Below are 18190 nucleotides of genomic sequence, written 5' to 3'. Positions count from 1 at the left end.
CCTGATCCTGTTATGGAGATCGGTATGCTTGAAAATGAAATTGCACTGGTAACTGGAGCTAGTCGTGGTATTGGTAGCGCGATAGCAGATGCCATTGGAAAACAAGGTGCCACTGTTATTGGTACTGCCACATCAAAGGCTGGAGCGGAGGCTGTTTCCGAACGGTTTGCCAAGGGTAATATTAAGGGCAGGGGGATGCTGCTCAATGTTACCAAGCCGGCCTCGGTCGATACTGCTTTGAAGGCGATTGGCGAAGAGTTTGGCGCGCCGACGATCCTGGTGAACAATGCTGGAATTACCTGTGACAGTTTGCTGATACGTATGAAAGAGGAGGAGTGGGGCTCTATTCTGGAGACCAACCTTACCTCTATCTACCGCCTCTCCAAGGGTTGTCTGCGGGCCATGATGAAAGCCCGTGGTGGCCGCATCATCAATATTGCGTCTGTGGTTGGGTCGACAGGAAATGCAGGGCAAAGTAACTATGCAGCAGCCAAGGCCGGGATGATCGGATTTACTAAGTCTCTTGCCCGGGAAGTGGGGCCAAGGAATATTACGGTAAATTCTGTAGCGCCCGGTATGATTGATACTGATATGACCCGTGAACTGACTGGAGAGCAGAGGAAAGCGATATTATCAGGCATACCATTGGCTCGGCTTGGTGCCCCTGAAGAAATTGCAGGTGCCGTTGTTTTTCTGGCCTCTCCGGGTGCCGGATACATCACAGGAGAGACTCTTCATGTAAATGGCGGGATGTTTATGGGGTAAACCCTAATAAATAAACCTATAAATTAGCTTTTATATATACCTGTAATTTATTGAATATAAAAAGATAATTAGAAGTATTGTTGAGAAATAATATTTGCTTTAATCTTTTGAGGTTTGTGAATACAATACTCCCGGTCGAGTTTGTAACGACCATCCATTTAATTCAGAGGAAAGAAGAACATGAGCTCTGTCGAAGAACGTGTTAAGAAGATTGTTGTTGAACAGCTGGGTGTCTCTGAGGACGAGGTGACCCTGGAAGCCTCCTTTGTGGATGACCTAAGTGCGGACTCTCTTGACACCGTAGAGCTGGTCATGCAGCTGGAAGAAGAGTTCCAGACGGAGATTCCAGATGAAGAAGCTGAGAAAATCACCACTGTAAAACTGGCTGTTGACTACATCAACGCCCACAGCTGATTTTTTTATCCAATTCGAGCGAGGCCGCACATTCCGTAGATTTGCGGACTGCGGCCTTTTGCTTTTTTATCCCAAGAAGGGGGTAGACCTCAGATGGCACAAAGAAGAGTTGTGGTTACCGGACTCGGTATGGTTGCGCCTGTAGGGCACACGGTTAAAGAGTCCTGGGATAACATCCTCGCAGGTAAAAGCGGCATTAAGCCGATTACGCATTTTGATATAGAACCGTTTAGTGTCCGCTTTGGCGGTCCAATCTACGGTTTTGATATCACCGAGTACATAACCAAAAAAGATGCTCGTAAAATGGATAAATTTATCCATTACGGGCTGGCTGCAGGGTGCCAGGCAATTGAAGATGCAGGGTTGGAGATCACTGACGAGAATACTGCTCGGATAGGTGTTGCCGTAGGTTCAGGAATAGGTGGTATTACCGGCATAGAAAATAGCTATCAATCGTATGTGGATGGTGGTCCGAGAAAAATCTCCCCCTTCTTTGTTCCTGCAAATATCGTCAATATGGTTGCAGGCAACCTCTCCATCAAATATGGCTTGAAAGGGGCGAACTACTCCATCGTTTCTGCTTGCAGTACAGGTACCCATAACATCGGAGAAGCTGCTCGGATGATACGCCATGGCTATAGCGATGTGATGGTTGCAGGTGGTGCAGAGATGGCCACCTCGCCAGTAGGTCTTGGTGGATTTGCCGCTGCCAGAGCACTATCTACCCGCAATGACGATCCGGAAAGAGCTAGTCGCCCCTGGGATAGAGACCGTGATGGATTTGTGCTGAGTGATGGTGCTGGTGTTATGGTATTGGAAGAGTACGAAATTGCCAAAGCCCGCGGTGCTAAAATCTATGCAGAACTGGTGGGGGTTGGTATGAACTCTGATGCCTACCATATGACGTCTCCTTCGAAAGGTGGTGAAGGTGCTAGAGACTGTATGTTGACAGCCCTCAAGGATGCAGGCCTCAACACCGACCAGGTTAACTACATCAATGCCCATGGCACATCGACTCCCGCAGGCGATTTGGCGGAGACCATGGGTATCAAAAGTGCCTTTGGTGATCATGCCTATAAGCTTTGTGTCAGCTCCACCAAATCAATGACCGGCCATATGCTGGGCGCGGCAGGTGGTGCCGAGGCAGTTTTCACTGCTTTGGCAATCCGTGATCAGGTTGCACCACCGACAATCAATCTGGAGAACCCGGATCCGGAATGCGACCTTGATTATGTTCCAAACACGGCCAGAGAGATGGAAATTGATGTTGCTATATCCAACTCATTTGGATTTGGCGGCACCAATGGAACAGTGGTAATGCGCCGGGTGCAGGATTGATATAAAGAAGGTCTGAAGGCGGGGTGTGTTGAATCCCGCCTTTTTCACCTGTTTTAGCCTCTCTGATTCTGGCTGGGCATTATCTCCGTATTGTTAATTAATGGTAAAACAGACTCTCGGCTCTCTGTCATGGACAGAGGCGTGCAGTATGGAGATGGTGTTTTTGAAACCATTGCCATCACTGGCGGGCTGCCTTGTCTCTGGGACCGGCATATCCAGCGTCTTCTTGAGGGTTGCCGGAGATTGGGTTTCCCTGCTCCTGATATCAATGTACTGTTCGACGAGGCAGAGCGTGTTATTGCTTCTGCTGACTCTGGCGTGCTTAAAATTATCATTACCCGAGGGATAGGTGGGCGTGGTTACCGCCCGCCGGATGAGGTAAATCCCAACCGTATTCTCACCTGTTCTCCTGCTCCTGAATTTCAGGAAGATGCCCGTCAGCGTGGTGTAGCAATCCGCACCTGCACCAACCGGCTTGGACGGAACGCTTCACTTGCCGGTATAAAGCACCTGAATCGACTTGAGCAGGTGCTGGCATCAAGAGAGTGGTCTGATCCTCTGATCAGTGAAGGTTTGATGCTGGATGTGAATGGCCGGGTAATAGAGGGCATAAAAAGCAATCTGTTTATCGTCAAAGAGGGTGTATTGAGAACCCCTGATTTGATGCAATGCGGTGTCAGCGGAGTGATGAGGGCACTGGTTATCGATATCGCAAAATCAATGGATGTTTCTGTTGTAGTTTCAGATATCACAATGCATGATCTGAGAATGGCAGATGGACTTTTTCTCACAAACTCACTCATCGGTATCTGGCCGGTTCGAGAGCTTGATGGCCAAGGGGTGAATAGTCAGGCGGTTGATAAACAACTGATTGAAACGGTTATGGAGCAAGGGTTTAATCATGGCTGAAATATTGGAGGTGTTATTCGTATCCCATGGTCAGATTTTCACACAGAAACTGATGGTTGCAATGTAAAACTCCAATGTTGAACAGAATAGCTGGATTGCTGATTATTACTGTAAGTCTCCTCATCGCTTGGTTCGTGATGGAGTTCAAGCAGTTTGCAAATACCCCGATGAAGTTGTCGAAGGAGGGGGTCTATTACCTTCTGGAGCCGGGTACTTCATTATCTGGCCTAGCTCGCGATCTGATGGACAAGGGCATGGTTGATAGTAAACTCTATTTTCGACTGCTTGCCCGCTGGCAAGGGAGTGCCGCAAAAATAAAAGCGGGTGAATACCATCTGCAATCAGGTATGACGCCAAACGCATTACTGGCACTGCTGGTATCGGGTAGCGTCACCAGCTATACACTCACGCTTGTCGAGGGATGGAATTTTCTGCAGGTGCTCTCTGCCATCAGGCAACAGTCAGCGTTGAAGCAGACCCTGGAAGGGCTTTCAGATGATCAGGTTATGCAACGCCTCGGTCACCCTGATGAACATCCAGAAGGGCGATTTCTCCCAGATACCTACCAGTTTCCACGGGGAACTAGCGATATATCATTCCTTAACCGGGCGTATAAGGCAATGGATCAGCGGTTAAAAAAGGAGTGGGAAAAGAGAGAGAAAGGGGTGCCATTAAAAACCCCCTATGAGGCCCTGATTCTCGCCTCGATTGTTGAAAAAGAGACAGGATACCCGAGCGAGCGCACTCAGATTGCCGGTGTTTTTACCCGTCGGCTGCGCAAGGAAATGAAGCTCCAGACTGACCCAACAGTGATCTACGGTATGGGTGAGGCTTACGATGGCAATATCAGGCGCCGTGATTTGAAACGTGATACGCCTTACAATACTTATGTGCACAAGGGGCTTCCCCCTACACCTATCAGTATGCCCGGGGGCGATGCCATACACGCAGTGATGCACCCTGGGAAAGGGAAAAGCCTCTATTTTGTTGCCAAGAGTGGTGGGCAGCATTACTTTTCCAATACCCTGAGGGAACATAATAATGCCGTGCGCAAATATCAGTTGAAACGTTAACCAGAGCCGGTCAGCTATGAGAGGAAAATTTATTACAGTCGAAGGTGGCGAGGGTGCCGGCAAGAGCACCAATCTAGAGTTCATCCGCCGCCTGTTGGAGAGCGAAGGGTACCAGGTGGTATTTACCCGGGAGCCTGGCGGTACCACGCTGGGTGAAGATATCAGAGAATTGTTGCTGGGACACAAGCATACCGGTATGGCAGATGACACCGAGCTGCTGCTGATATTCAGTGCTCGGGCTGAGCATCTTGCCAGAAAGATTATGCCGGCCCTTGAGTTTGGGAAATGGGTGCTCTGTGATCGTTTCACCGATGCTTCATATGCTTATCAGGGGGGAGGACGCAGAATCGACTTGGAGCGTATTCGACAACTGGAAAACTGGGTGCAGGGTGGATTGAAACCTGATCTCACTCTACTGCTGGACTTACCAGTGGATGTCGGCTTGACAAGGGCAGGAGCACGTTCTGAACCGGATAGATTCGAGAGTGAAGGGATGGTATTCTTCGATAAAGTGAGGAACAGTTATCTGAAAATTGCTGCCGCTGAGCCTGAGAGAGTCAAAGTGGTTAATGCAGCAGCCTCACTGGAGGAGGTGCAGCGTCGGATCGAGATGGTGTTGAAGGCGTTCTTCAGAGCACAGTCAGAGAGCCAGTGACTGACTATATGCTTGAATTACCTTGGCAGGAACAAAACTGGAAACGTCTTTTGTCAGCAAAAGTATCAGGGAGATTGCCTCATGCGCTGTTGCTGACCGGAACTCAGGGGCTTGGCAAATACCGTTTTGCTGTCAGGTTGGCGGCCTCACTGCTTTGCAAGAGTCCGGACCAGAGTGGGAGGCCCTGCGGCAGTTGTCAGAGTTGTCATCTGTTTAAGGCCGACACCCACCCGGACTTTACCCTGATAGAGCCTGAAGGGCCGGGAAAAGCGATCAAAATCGACACCATTCGGGAATTTACTGAAAAAGAGTCGTTGACCAGCCAATCAGGTGGTTACAAGGTGACTATTATTGAACCTGCCGATGCAATGAACACAGCGGCGGTAAACAGTCTGCTGAAAACCCTTGAAGAGCCGGTAAGTTGGACGGTAATGATTTTGATCAGTAACCGTCCGGGGCGTCTGCTAGCCACTGTTCGCAGTCGTTGTCAGCAGTATGCTTTCAGCGCACCTGATCGTCGGCAATCGGTTCAGTGGCTTTCTGGCCATGTTGGGCAAGCTGATCCGGCACTGCTGCTTGCGCTTGGTTCAGGAGCACCGCTGGAAGCCTTGAAACTGGCGGATCCGGAGACGCTGAGTGAGCGTAAGAAGATGCTGGATGAGTTTGTTGCCGTTATGAGTCATCAGCAAGACCCGGTGATGGCGGCAGAACGCTGGAATAAACAGGACTTGTCCCGCTCTTTACACTGGCTTTGTGGCTGGCTTATTGACATGATTCGTCTCAAGATGGTTCCAGAATCACCGGGGTTGATAAACCTGGATCAGCGTGAATGTTTGCAAGCCCTGGGGTTAAAGTTAGAATCAAGAGAGCTCTACCTATTTCTGGATCGGGTTTATCAGGCAATCCGTACACTGGGCTCACAACTGAATAGTCAAATGATTTTGGAAGGTGTGCTTTTGATGGCGAGTAAGGGGAACAATAATTAATGGCAAATACTAAAATACCTCCAGCAAGACAAAGCATACTGTCTCTGACTATCAAGGATAAGAACGCCCTCTATGCGGCCTATGTGCAGTTCATTAAAAATGGTGGGCTGTTTATACCCACCAATAAGAAATACAAACTGGGTGATGAGGTCTTCATGCTGCTTACCCTGATGGAAGAGACGGAACGCATACCTGTTGCCGGAAAAATTATCTGGGTTACTCCAATCGGTGCCGAGGGTAACCGGGCAGCAGGTATTGGTGTGCAATTCAGTGATCAGGGTGGTGAAATGGCTCGCGATAAAATAGAGGGTTATCTTGGTGGCGCGCTTAAATCCGAGCGTCCTACTCATACTATGTAGCGCCTGTCCGGCTCTTTGTCCCTTGTTTGGCTGAAACTCTATGCTGGTAGATTCCCACTGTCACCTGGATCGATTGGATCTGAAGCCTTTCGATAATAGCTTTCAAAAACTCATCAAGTCTGGAGAAGAGAAGGGTATTTCGCATATGCTCTGTGCCTCTATCGATCTGGAGACATATCCATCCATGTGTGCGCTGGTGGAAAATTACCCCGGCATATCGATTTCAGTGGGAGTCCATCCCAATGACAAGGAGCGGCACGAACCGTCTCCCGATGAGTTGGCTGAACTTGCCGCGCACCCGAAAAATGTGGCGATTGGTGAAACTGGTCTGGACTATTTCCACAGCGAAAGTGATTTGACTTGGCAGCAGGAGCGTTTCAGGAATCATATCGCAGCAGCACGCATCTGTGGAAAACCACTCATCATCCATACCCGGGCAGCACGGGAAGACACCATAGCGATAATGCGTGAAGAGCATGCAAATGAAGCTAGCGGCGTCATGCACTGCTTCACTGAAGATTGGGATATGGCGCGCAAAGCCCTGGATTTAGGTTTCTATATCTCTTTCTCCGGGATCATTACCTTCAACAGTGCAAAAGAACTCAGAGTCGTTGCGAAGCGGGTGCCGGCAGACCGTATCCTGCTTGAAACCGATTCACCCTATCTAGCCCCTGTACCCCATCGCGGCAAACCAAACCTGCCGGAATATGTCATCCATGTGGCAGATATGATTGCAGAACTTAGAGGCTTGACCAGGGAACAGGTCGAAGAGCTGACCAGCGATAATTTTTTCCGGCTCTTTATGCCTGCCGAGTATTTGAGTTACAGGCGGGCAAAAGAGCCTCTTCGGGGGAGTTGTCTTTAGAGCCGTCTGATTCGAGGATTGTGCAATCATAATGGCGAGCCAGGCGCAGGACCCGGACAAGGAAATGCGATCATACCGTGCTTTTCAGTAAGCCCCGTTGCCTCATTTTTTCCATGCCCTGTTTTAAATGGGTTTCAATCTCTTCCATGGTAATTGGGCCATCGCTTCGCCCTGCCCCCCAGTTTGCAACAAGAGTGCAACTGGCGTAATTCTATTAATTTCCGCAGTTGGGTAACTTGAGAGAGGTCATTTTCATAAAATGTATGTGGTCGATCATAGGTGTAGTCGATGATCTGATCGGGTATGACGAGAGGTTTGCCAGGTAGTTTACTTTGTGCGGTGGAATGGTATGGGCGGTGCCATGGCGGGGAAGAAAAATAACGTTCATTCCGTTGAACTCACCGTGTGAAAAAGGGGCGGATGCTTCACCATAGGGTGTGTGAACAACTTCTTCTGATCTACATGTTATTGTTGAAACTATAGAATACCTGATGGCGGACAGAAAAAACAAAAAAAAGGCCGATTACGCACAGCGTAACCGGCCTTTTTTGTACGTACCTTTGAAGGCTGTTAGAGCGTGTCGGCGTTATCGGCTAGGTATTCGGCAACACCATCCGGTGAGGCCTTCATACCTCTATCACCTTCTTTCCAACCAGCTGGGCAGACTTCGCCATGCTCTTCGGTGAACTGAAGTGCATCGATCATTCGCAGCATCTCATCGATGTTACGTCCCAGAGGAAGGTCGTTGACCACTTGGTGACGAACCACACTGTTTGTGTCAATCAGGAATGAACCACGGAAGGCAACTGCGCCGTTAGGGGTTTCCACATCATAATCTTTGCAGATTGAATGGGTCAAGTCAGCAACCAGAGGATACTTAACCGGGCCGATACCACCCTCATTTACAGGCGTGTTGCGCCAAGCGTTATGAGTAAATTGTGAGTCGATGGAGACACCGATTACTTCTACGTTGCGCTTCTTGAACTCCTCCAGGCGGTGATCAAAAGCGATCAACTCTGAAGGACATACAAAGGTGAAATCCAAAGGATAAAAGAAAATAACGGCATATTTGCCATTGGTGGTCTCTTTGAAGTTGAAGGCATCAACTATTTTGCCATTGCCCAACGCGGCTGGAGCGGTAAAATCTGGAGCTTCACGTCCGACGAGTACACCCACGTTAAATACCTCCTAAGTGAATTGCCAAGTAATATTAGAATAAGTCTTAAATCCATCGAGGATAATCCTACGTTGAAATTACCCAGTAATCAACTATAGATTTAGGGGCTATCCTAGTTAATCAGCTAAATTTGTCGGCTCTTCCCCTAATCGAGAGGGTATCACCCAACCACGTTAGCGTGTGCGTGAGTCATAGCCCGGTGAGGTCTGAGTTATAGTCAAATCTGGTGTTTAGCCAGTTGAATCAAGCGGCGACCTGATCGACTCCTGCTACCTCAACACCCTCTTTAAATTTGATTCCGGTTATCACCTTCGCCAGATAATCGAAACCCCGTAATCGTCTCCACGTCTTCTCGGCACACCGGCCGAGTTTGAACATCATGTGTAGCATGCCGTCACGCGATAGGCAGCCCTTGGAACGCTTGGTTCGATGGCGGATTGTCCCGAAGTCCGAATGCTCTGCCAGTGCTGCGCAGGAATCAGCACGCTCATGGTTTTGTGCATCCAGCAGCGCTGCTGACGCGTCTCTGGATACACTTCCTCCAGTGCAGCCCAGAAGCCCATAGCACCGTCTCCGATTGCCAATTTGGGGTCCTAGGGATTTTCCCTCGTAAACGGACATAAACGGCTAGATCCCATGCCCTGCTTACGTTTCCGGATGTGGGTACTTTTCCTGAACAGGCTTATAACCGTCGATTGAGCTCATTAATTCGTCCAGATCCGGCAATTTCCCACTCATTTGGAAGTTGTAGGTGCCTTTCAGGTTGATGTTGTACCAGGCAACTGGGGAGGCTTGATTTGACGATCTGGATTTTTTCATCATCCTTCTGATATTCAAAGCTAGTCAGCAACTGACTGAGTATGGCCGAGTTAAAGTAGATTATAGCGTTGGTAACCAGGCGAGCACATTCGTTCCACAGTTGGATCTCCTCATCCGAGCTGCCGCGGAACTGATCACCATTGACGTTGCTGATTGCACGACGCAGTTGGTGGTAAGCCTCGCCTCGATTGAGTGCTCGCTGAACGTAGTCGCGCAGACTGACGTCATCGATGTAGTTGAGTAAATAATTCGCTTTCACCATACGATTGTATTCCGTTAGTGCCCCGAGTAACGGGTGGCTGCTTTTGTAACCTGAGAGCTTTCTAACCAATGTCGCTTGCGTTGTTTTGCGTTCATAAAGTGAGATCATGATCCGTTGTATAGTATCCCAGTGAGCCGCGATGAGCTTGGTGTTGATGGGCTTTTTCAGACTCAATTGGATTTTCTTATCCTTGTCTTCTTTGACATCGAACATCTCATTGATGACACGACCCACCTGAGCATAGCGTGGAGCAAAGCTGTACCCAAAGAGATCTAGCAATGCGAAGTTGATGTGATTGACTCCGTGCGTATCGGTAGACAGTACGTCTGGCACGATCTCGGAACTATTGTTCATCAGTAGATCGAAGATGTAGTGGGACTCGTGCTCGTTAGCACCGATCACACGAGCATTGATGGCCGCATGATTGGCGATCAAGCTCATGGCCGACACGCCTTTTTGCGTGCCAAAGTATTTTGACGAGTAACGTGTTTTAAATGTCTCACGCCGGGATTCGAACTTCTGACCATCAGCACTGGCGTGGATAACATCTTCTTGGATATTGTAGTGCTTGAAGATCGGAAGCTTAGCCGTTGCGTTGTTGATGCGATCGTTGGCTGCGTTCAGTGTTTCTAACCTCAGATAGTTCGCCTGAATGGTGCTGAGCTGATCGTAAGTGCGATCGGATATTTGAGCGATACCATAAATGCCTTGGTTGGTCGCGTTGCCCACCAAGATAGCCAACAGGTCATACTCGTGTGCTCGGCTCTTCGACTGTGCACCCAGTACATGCTTAAAGTCATCAAGGAAGCCTGTGTCGCGATCGACCATTCGCAACACATCGGCAACGCCAGTCGTGGGTAGTTGCTGGAAGAACGGATTATTGACCAAGTACTTTTTGTTGGCCGTGGGTAAGCGCCAATGGCGCTTTCCTTTGGGGTTTCTCAGGATAATATTTCGGTTGTCATCGTGTTCTAGATAGTGACTCACTTCTTGTAATCTAACACCCAGGTTTTTGGCCATTTGGTCAATGAGTTTGTTGGGATTGGCGGCTAATTTAGGCAACTGGGTGCGCTCTAATAGCGCGTCTTTTTCTTCTGTCCATCGCTCACGATTGACTAGATCAGCCTCCAAAGCCCTGTATTTAAACACATTTGGCAGTGTGAGCTGGCCATTCAACCGATTGGGGATTTGCAAGTAAAGGAACCATTCGTACCGACCTTTATTCATCACGCCGCTCGAGTCTTGCATGAACGACAATTGCTTCTTGGTAGGCAAGCGGCTATCCATTGCGCCGATTGAGATTTCACCATCGGCGATAAGATCACGCTGCGCACGATGCAGTGTAGCTGCCAGGCGCTGTGTTTTTTCACCGCCTTCAAAGTGCAAGCACAGGAATAGATCACGAAGTAAGCCTTCTCGTAAGCTCACCCGGTGATCGAAGTACTGCCACGTGGCCTCTTCAACCGATCGCTTTTGATCATTCAAAAACAGGCAAACGGATTCCAGATCTTTCGCCGCTAGAAGTTTAAAAGCATGCTGCCGTAACGCCCCAAACGGTTGTTGTTGATCTACTCTGTCGTCGATAAAAAGACGCAACACTTGCGCCGCTTTACTGACGTTACTCGCAGCTCGTTGCCAGTCTTGATAAACAGATTCTCTCGCGTATATTTTGGCTTTCTGTTTTCTTTGAAAAAGATGATGAACAAAGCCATCGGCTATTCGTTCCAGTGCCTGTTGCCAACGCGATTGCAAATAGCACAACAAGTAGAGGCGTTGATAACCAACAGGTTGGCGTTTTAGTTTGGCACCATAGTAAGTCACTCTTTCAGCAAAGTACTGCTGATTCTTCAACGATATTGATAGCTGACTTAAAACCTCATCGACTTCTAGCATCCAAGATTGAATGTGCTGATGTACGGCGAGTTCTTTTTGCAACTCACTCCTTGTAATGTTCTTAGCCGCCATTCTTAACCGCCGTAGAGTCAGTGGGTCATTGCCTTCGACAAAGTCAGACAACATAGAAGTCAAGTCAACAGAGATGAGGTCTTCGAGTTGGCGAATGAGTTGATCGTTGGTAGCACTGACGACATCACTGATCAAGTCTTGCAAAACTGAGTACCCAGGAATGCTAATTTTTTGTGCCGCTAAGTATTCAATAGCCCTGTCAAACAACGCTCGCGGTTGAGCCCATGCTTGTGCGTGTTCGCGAAGGTCTATTGTCAGCGCGGCGCTGTGCCGTTCGTTCTCCCAGCGTTGATGGTTTGTTAATTCGTATATGCGATGATAGATACGCACACGAGTTTTTTGAGTTAGATTGAAGGGACTCAGACCGGAACCGGGAAACACTTCTGAGCAGACATATTTAATATCATGCTTGATCTGGTGGTAGCCGGGACTCAAAGAAATGGGCTTCACTTTAAAGTAGCCGAGCAACACAACGAACATGCAGCGTTGATCACGCCTGCGAATCTTCTGGCACTGGGCCAATTCGATATCATTGAGTGTGAAGAAGAATCGTTGATCGTTTTGATTGAGTGCTGGCGGGCCGAACAAGTCAACAATTTCCGCTTCGGTGAGGATCTTGAGTCGTTTCTCTGTGGTCATAATCGTTACCTAAAGGCCACGATTCTAGCCAAATTACCCTAAAATGTTCGGAAATCGAAAAGTACCCCTCTCGGGAAACGTAGGCGGGGAAAGGGATCTAGCCGTTTATGTCCGTTTACGAGGGAAAATCCCTAGGACCCCAGTAAAACCCAATCTCTGCGGATGGTATTTGGCTTGATCTGCGTCAACTTTCTATCGCGCCACTCAGCGACCACGGGGGCGGTTAAATCGACTAACCTGACCCTGCCCAAAGGGTCTCTCTGAATAACGCCGATACGATTTAATTCGCGCTGGTGACTTTTCTTCTGAGGGGAGACGGTATCACCATATCGCTGCAGTAGATCTCCGAGTGTCTTGTCAGGAATTACCCCGGTATCGAATTCTTCTTCAGTGACTAAAATCCACCTCATCGCCTCTGATTTAGTGCGGTGTGTTTTGCCTTTTCGCTTCCCTTTTCTACAAACTTCGGCATAAAACTTCCCATTTTTCCTACGAATTGTCCCCATAATTTACGTCCGCATACGTAAATCTGCCGCGTACTACTCGTTATTTATGGTAGTCCTGTGGTTTAATATGGGAAAGACTCTACACTAGAGAACCCGTCTAAATCAATGTTTTCAATGATATTTAGACGGGTATGGATCGAAATGGGGAATGAAAGATGGCACTCCCTACCGGGTTCGAACCGGTGTTACCGGCGTGAGAGGCCAGCGTCCTAGACCGCTAGACGAAGGGAGCTTCGCATTGCGAAGCGTGTATTATACGCATACAGCGATCAGGCTCAAGTAGTTGGCCTAACTAAATTTGTGGAAATACTGGCTCGTCGCGCACTTGATTGCTCACGCAAAATCTGCTTTTCAAACAGATCACCATTTCAAGCTTGCAGAAAATTCTCTACAATACGACCACAATTTTTGACTGTATTGGAAATATACTCACTGGATTAGAAATGATGAAATCTTTAATCTCAAGGTTTTTCCAGAATAAGAAAAAAGAGAAGGTCGTTGAAGTGCGCATTATTCCCCATTTTGAACATAATATTTCCAGAGATAATATCAGCGAAAATGCAGTCAAGGTTCTTTATCGTCTGAAAAAATCAGGGTATCAGGCATATTTGGTTGGTGGTGGGGTCCGTGACCTGCTGCTTGGCCGAGAGCCAAAAGACTTCGATATAGCAACCGATGCCCATCCTGAAGATGTGAAGCGGGCATTCCGCAACTGTCGTCTTATTGGCCGCCGTTTTCGTCTCGCTCATGTCCACTTTGGTCAGGAAATCATTGAAGTTGCGACTTTTCGAAGCATGCAGGGTGCCGTAAAGACCGGTGACCGGCAGACCGAGAATGGCATGCTGGTGCGGGATAACGTCTATGGCACAATTGAAGAGGATGCGTTGCGCCGTGACTTTACTATTAACGCCCTCTACTACAGCATAGAAGATTTTTCTGTTATCGATTACGCTGATGGGCTCAATGATCTGGAGGAGGGTGTCCTTCGGTTGCTGGGTGATCCGGAAACGCGTTTTCGCGAAGATCCTGTCCGAATGCTCAGGGCGGTTCGTTTTGCCGCCAAGCTGGGATTTAACATCGATCCTTTGTGCGAGGAACAGCTGAGTGAAATAGGCGACCTGCTGCAGAGTGTGCCTGCCGCACGCTTGTTTGAAGAGGTGCTGAAGCTCTTCATAAGCGGGGTTGCACTGCGCAGTTTCGAGAAGTTGCGCCACTATGGTTTGTTCGGCGAACTCTTTCCAGACACTGAAGAGTGTTTGGCCCACGAGGAACACGCTTTCCCCATCACTTTTGTCGTTCACGGCATGAAAAATACTGACACACGCATTAGAGAAGGCAAGTCGGTTACTCCTGCCTTTTTATTTGCTGTTCTGCTCTGGGAACCGGTCCGTCTGTTTGCCAATGAATTGCGGGCGCGTGGCGAACCACTTTTGTCTTCCATGCAACAGGCGGGGAATGAAGTTCTGATGGAGCAGCTTCAGCATGTGTCGATACCAAAGCGGTTCAGCCTTCCGATGCGTGAGATCTGGAACCTGCAACACCGTTTCGAACAGCGTTTAGGCAAGCGGCCCCACCGTTTGCTGGCACACCCGAAGTTTCGTGCCGCTTATGATTTTCTATGTCTGCGTGCTGAATCTGGGGAAACTGACATAGAGCTTGCAGAGTGGTGGACACGTTTTCAGGAGGTGTCTGGTGAAGCGCGTGATGCCATGGCGAACTCGTTCAAAGGAACGGGAAACGGCAAGAAATGCAGACGACGTAGGAGAAAGCCTCGAACTAGGCCTATCGATAGCAATTAGGAATGATTGGCTGAAGAGCCATGTATATTATTGAAAAACCAGTAGACGCGCCGCTGATGAAAGAACAATCCGTGCAACAGAGAGTAATTGTCTATGTGGGTGTTGGCAGCAATCTGGATGATCCTGCAGATCATATTTTAGCTGCGCTGGATGAACTTGAGGGAATCAGGTCAACCTGCTGTATGAAATGTTCACAGCTCTATATCAGCCCCCCGATGGGTCCTGCAGACCAACCCGATTACATCAATGCGGTTGCCAGCTTGGAGACGAAGCTTAAGCCCTATAGTTTGTTGCTAGAATTTCAGGTTATTGAGCTGAAGCATGGTCGTGTTCGCGGTAGACGTTGGGGTGAAAGGACGCTGGATCTCGATCTATTGCTCTATGCAGATCTAATATTCGACGATCCGAAACTGACCATCCCCCACCCCGGCATTCGAAACCGCGCTTTCGTCCTCTACCCACTTCAGGAGATAGCACCTGATCTTGTTTTGCCGGGCGGTGATTTCATCGGGAATATGGTCGCAGCCTGTCCGAAAGATGGGTTAAAATGCTACGAATAGGCGTGGATTCAACTCGGAAGTGCAACAAGTGTGTCTTCGATCCCGTGATGCATTTTGGGACATCCCAATCTCCACAAAATGCACTTGATCTTCGACAGCCTATTATTGCCTCGGCCGCCCTGTGTACGCGCCGCTTCGCCACATCACTCGGCGCAGGCTACGCAGCACTCTCGCAAATGGCTGGCCGCCGTGTTCGGAAGCTTGGTTTGCTCCTCCCCCCCCAAACCACGTAGTGGCTGACTTAATCATCTTGTTAAATGGCAGCTTCGCTATACTAAAAGCATTGCAAAAAATGCAAATACTTAAAGAGTGGCCCACTAGTAACAATTGTTGCTATATTTATCCATGAGTACTTTTCATTTTCATCATAATCTGGAGTAAGTTCATTATTTATTTTATTTGCAATAATTTGAACTGGTGACCTTTCCCCCAAAAATAGAGCCATGACAAGGATGAGATTTCCAATTAGTCTGTGTATTAGGAGATCTCAAGATGAAGAAGAAGCGTTACAGAGAAGAGCAAATTATTGGTGCCATCAAGCAGCATGAGTCAGGGGTAAAAGTTGATGACATTTGTCGTCAGTTCGGCATTTCAACCGGGTGCTTTTATAACTGGCGAAGCAAGCACGCCGGGATGGATGTCTCAGAAGCCAAACGGCTCAAAGAGCTTGAAAGCGAAAACAACAAGCTTAAGAAGTTACTTGCCGAGAAAATGCTTGAAGCTGAGGCGATGAAGGATGTGCTCTCAAAAAAGTGGTAAAGCCTGCTGATAGAAAACAAATCGTGATCTACCTTAAGTCACGATTCAAATTAAGTGAGCGTAGAGCTTGCCAATTAGTAGGCTTAAATAGAACCGCTTTTCGGTACGTTACTCAATGGGGAAAAGATGAGCCTCTACGCAAACGGTTACTTGAGCTGGCAAAAAAGCATCCGAGTTATGGTTATTTGTTTTTACATGGCCTCCTGAGAGGAGAGGGGCTTGTGAAAAACAAGAAGCGGACCTACCGAGTCTATAACGAAGAAGGTCTTCAAGTGAGGACTAAAAAACGCAAGAAGATAATACGACCAAGAATGCCAATGATTATGCCCATTGGTAAAAATATACGCTGGTCAATGGATTTTGTCAGTGATCAGTTGGCTAATGGTCGCCGCTTTCGAGTATTTAATGTGATTGATGATTACTCAAGAGAAGTTATTGGCCAGCTCTCTGACTTCTCGATCAATGGTCACCAGGTCGCTCGTTTTTTAACTCAGGTGATTGAGCTAAGGAGTGCTCCGGATCAAATAATCTGCGACAACGGTACTGAGTTTACTAGCAAGGCGATGTTCTACTGGCAAAAAGAAAGTGGCGTTAAGCTAGGTTTTATTCAGCCAGGTAAGCCTACTCAGAATGCGTTTGTAGAAAGCTTAAACGGTAAATTCAGAAATGAATGCTTAAATCAGCATTGGTTCAAGTCCATTGATGACGCTAGACATGAAATTGATCAATGGCGAGAGCACTACAATCACGTGCGGCCTCATAGCGCATTAAATTATTTGTCACCTGTGGCCTTTGTAAATAGGGCCGCTTAGAATGAATTATCTCATCCAAGTCTTGGTATTAAGATGGGGGGAAGGTCACGGCTAGAAACCTGGGGTAATCCCCCGGGAAGTAGCTGACGCCAAAAGTAGAATTTTCTCGTAATATGAACGCAGGAGATTCTGCATGAAGACATCAAGATTCAAGGACAGCCAGATCATTGCTATTCTCAAGCAGGCTGAGACTGTTACACCAGTTTCCGATCTGTGCCGGGAGCATGGGCATGAGCAGTGCCACCTTCTACAAGTGGCGCGCCAAATACGGCGGCATGGACGCCTCTCTCATGAAGCGTATGAAGGAACTCGAGGATGAGAACCGGCGACTCAAGAAGATGTACGCTGAGACCAAATTAGAGGCGGAGATCGTCAAGGAGGCCCTGGCAAAAAAGTGGTAAGGCCATCTCGTCGCAAGGAGATGGCCAAGATCACAGCTACGCAGGATGGCGTGTCGGTACGCCTGGCTTGTCGTGCATTCTGTATCAGCGAGACCTGCTATCGCTATCAGGCCAAGCATTCGAGCGACAACGCACTGATTGCAGATTGGTTACTCCGATTGACGATGACCAATCGAACCTGGGGTTTCGGGTTGTGCTATTTGTACCTGCGCAATGTGAAGGGTTACCCCTACAATCATAAACGTGTATACCGCATATACAGGGAGTTTGAGCTGAACTTGCGGATCAAGCCCAAACGTCGATTGAAGCGCGACGTGCCGGATGCGCTAGCTGTACCTCGTCAAATTAACATCATGTGGTCGATGGATTTTATGCATGACAGCCTGGCCGATGGCCGTAGCTTCAGGACGTTCAATGTCATCGACGACTACAATCGTGAGGGGCTGGGTATTGAGGTGGACTTCTTGTTACCGGCAGTGCGTGTCATTCGTGCACTGGAACAGATCATCGAGTGGCGAGGCAAGCCAAATTCCATTCGCTGCGACAAAATGGCACCGAACTAATCAGTGGTCAACTGATGGAGTGGGCAGAGAAACAGTGGATTAAGTTACACTATATCCAGCCCGGCAACCCGCAACAGAACGCGTACGTGGAGCGTTTTAACAGAACAGTTCGACATGAATGGCTGAACCAGCATCTCTTTGAGTCGATCGAGTATGCCCAGCACACCGCCACTCAATGGTTGTGGCGCTACAATACAGAGCGGCCAAACATGGCCATTGGAGGAATAACCCCGTATCAGAAGTTGGCGCAAGCCGCATAAGCCCTACTTTTGTGCGCAGCTAAAAATGGGGGATTACCCTTCTTAACTAGCTGAGGTTCAAAGCTGCTCGCTCTATCTCGCGGGGTATCCAGTTCAAACTGGCCATCTTCTGTTTGCAAGGTTTTGCTGGTCGTGCCGTTGCGGCTATTACTTGCTTCGGATTGTTGATGCTTGGCAAAGCCAAGATGATCAGCCAGTTCAGCATTGAGTGCCGGATCGACCGCGATTCTGGGCAGCATTGGCCGAAACTCGTTTCTTCTTCAGTTTTGATGTTGTTAGCGGCCGCCTGGGCTATTGCCTGGAG

The 18190-nt window shown here is 48.4% G+C and carries 17 protein-coding genes, 1 tRNA gene and 3 pseudogenes; 15 read left to right on the top strand and 6 right to left on the bottom strand.

Features of this window, described 5'->3' with window-relative positions; all coding sequences use genetic code 11:
- Positions 1–24: 24 nt before the first annotated feature.
- The 9 genes from fabG (at position 25) to MN084_RS07940 (ending at position 7364) form a co-directional block, all read left to right on the top strand.
- Positions 25–765 (top strand): 3-oxoacyl-ACP reductase FabG, encoded by a 741-nt coding sequence (fabG, locus tag MN084_RS07980; RefSeq protein ID WP_241087331.1) that lies wholly within the window; start codon positions 25–27, stop codon positions 763–765.
- Positions 766–945: 180 nt separating this feature from the next.
- A complete protein-coding gene (gene acpP, locus MN084_RS07975; protein WP_241087332.1) occupies positions 946–1179 on the top strand; it encodes an acyl carrier protein in 234 nt (77 codons plus the stop codon).
- A 93-nt stretch (positions 1180–1272) separates the two neighbouring features.
- On the top strand, positions 1273–2517 hold the full coding sequence (gene fabF, locus MN084_RS07970; RefSeq protein ID WP_241087333.1) for a beta-ketoacyl-ACP synthase II: 1245 nt from the start codon (positions 1273–1275) through the stop codon (positions 2515–2517).
- A 141-nt stretch (positions 2518–2658) separates the two neighbouring features.
- A complete protein-coding gene (gene pabC, locus MN084_RS07965) occupies positions 2659–3426 on the top strand; it encodes an aminodeoxychorismate lyase (protein ID WP_330178468.1) in 768 nt (255 codons plus the stop codon).
- Between the two features lie 74 nt (positions 3427–3500).
- On the top strand, positions 3501–4499 hold the full coding sequence (gene mltG / locus MN084_RS07960; RefSeq protein ID WP_241087335.1) for an endolytic transglycosylase MltG: 999 nt from the start codon (positions 3501–3503) through the stop codon (positions 4497–4499).
- Between the two features lie 16 nt (positions 4500–4515).
- Positions 4516–5154, top strand: a complete 639-nt coding sequence (gene tmk / locus MN084_RS07955) for a dTMP kinase (RefSeq protein ID WP_241087337.1) — start codon at positions 4516–4518, stop codon at positions 5152–5154.
- A gap of 50 nt (positions 5155–5204) precedes the next feature.
- Entirely contained in the window at positions 5205–6140 is a 936-nt protein-coding gene (locus MN084_RS07950; protein ID WP_241087338.1) for a DNA polymerase III subunit delta', read from the top strand.
- Positions 6140–6499: a PilZ domain-containing protein gene (locus MN084_RS07945; RefSeq protein WP_241087339.1), complete on the top strand. Its 360-nt coding sequence runs from the start codon at positions 6140–6142 to the stop codon at positions 6497–6499. Before MN084_RS07950 ends, MN084_RS07945 begins: the two co-directional genes overlap by 1 nt.
- A 40-nt stretch (positions 6500–6539) precedes the next feature.
- Positions 6540–7364, top strand: coding sequence for a TatD family hydrolase (locus MN084_RS07940; RefSeq protein WP_241087340.1), 825 nt, complete (start codon positions 6540–6542; stop codon positions 7362–7364).
- A 570-nt stretch (positions 7365–7934) separates the two neighbouring features.
- On the opposite strand, the gene MN084_RS07935 is transcribed toward MN084_RS07940, so the two are convergent.
- From MN084_RS07935 to MN084_RS07915, 5 genes and pseudogenes are all read right to left on the bottom strand, one after another.
- A complete protein-coding gene (locus MN084_RS07935; protein ID WP_241087341.1) occupies positions 7935–8540 on the bottom strand; it encodes a peroxiredoxin in 606 nt (201 codons plus the stop codon).
- Between the two features lie 244 nt (positions 8541–8784).
- Positions 8785–9131, bottom strand: a pseudogene (locus MN084_RS07930) (transposase); the annotation flags it as partial.
- A 55-nt stretch (positions 9132–9186) separates the two neighbouring features.
- Positions 9187–12226, bottom strand: a pseudogene (locus MN084_RS07925) (Tn3 family transposase).
- A 131-nt stretch (positions 12227–12357) separates the two neighbouring features.
- On the bottom strand, positions 12358–12636 hold the full coding sequence (locus MN084_RS07920; RefSeq protein WP_241087342.1) for a hypothetical protein: 279 nt from the start codon (positions 12634–12636) through the stop codon (positions 12358–12360).
- Positions 12637–12888: 252 nt separating this feature from the next.
- Positions 12889–12964, bottom strand: a tRNA-Glu gene (locus tag MN084_RS07915).
- Between the two features lie 211 nt (positions 12965–13175).
- Here MN084_RS07915 and pcnB point away from each other — a divergent pair.
- From pcnB to MN084_RS19535, 6 genes are all read left to right on the top strand, one after another.
- On the top strand, positions 13176–14531 hold the full coding sequence (pcnB, locus tag MN084_RS07910; RefSeq protein ID WP_445083920.1) for a polynucleotide adenylyltransferase PcnB: 1356 nt from the start codon (positions 13176–13178) through the stop codon (positions 14529–14531).
- Between the two features lie 56 nt (positions 14532–14587).
- On the top strand, positions 14588–15091 hold the full coding sequence (gene folK, locus MN084_RS07905) for a 2-amino-4-hydroxy-6-hydroxymethyldihydropteridine diphosphokinase (protein WP_330178467.1): 504 nt from the start codon (positions 14588–14590) through the stop codon (positions 15089–15091).
- Between the two features lie 492 nt (positions 15092–15583).
- A protein-coding gene (locus MN084_RS07900; RefSeq protein ID WP_330178466.1) for an IS3 family transposase occupies positions 15584–16662 on the top strand; the annotation gives its coding sequence in 2 pieces (ribosomal slippage) (positions 15584–15836 and positions 15836–16662; 1080 coding nt in all).
- Between the two features lie 133 nt (positions 16663–16795).
- The gene (locus MN084_RS19545) at positions 16796–16981 is read left to right on the top strand and encodes a transposase (RefSeq protein ID WP_445083919.1); all 186 of its coding nucleotides are present in this window, start codon (positions 16796–16798) and stop codon (positions 16979–16981) included.
- Positions 16982–17056: 75 nt separating this feature from the next.
- Positions 17057–17626 carry a DDE-type integrase/transposase/recombinase gene (locus tag MN084_RS19540; protein ID WP_445083918.1) on the top strand — a complete coding sequence of 190 codons (570 nt, stop codon included), beginning with the start codon at positions 17057–17059 and terminating at the stop codon, positions 17624–17626.
- A 14-nt stretch (positions 17627–17640) separates the two neighbouring features.
- Positions 17641–17886, top strand: a complete 246-nt coding sequence (locus MN084_RS19535) for an integrase core domain-containing protein (RefSeq protein WP_445083917.1) — start codon at positions 17641–17643, stop codon at positions 17884–17886.
- Between the two features lie 38 nt (positions 17887–17924).
- Here MN084_RS19535 and MN084_RS07890 read toward each other — a convergent pair.
- Positions 17925–18157: pseudogene (locus tag MN084_RS07890) on the bottom strand (transposase); the annotation flags it as partial.
- Between the last annotated feature and the right edge of the window lie 33 nt (positions 18158–18190).

The sequence above is a fragment of the Candidatus Vondammii sp. HM_W22 genome (genome assembly GCF_022530855.2).
Lineage (GTDB): Bacteria > Pseudomonadota > Gammaproteobacteria > Chromatiales > Chromatiaceae > Vondammii.
This window is presented reverse-complemented; position numbering and strand designations above follow the sequence as displayed.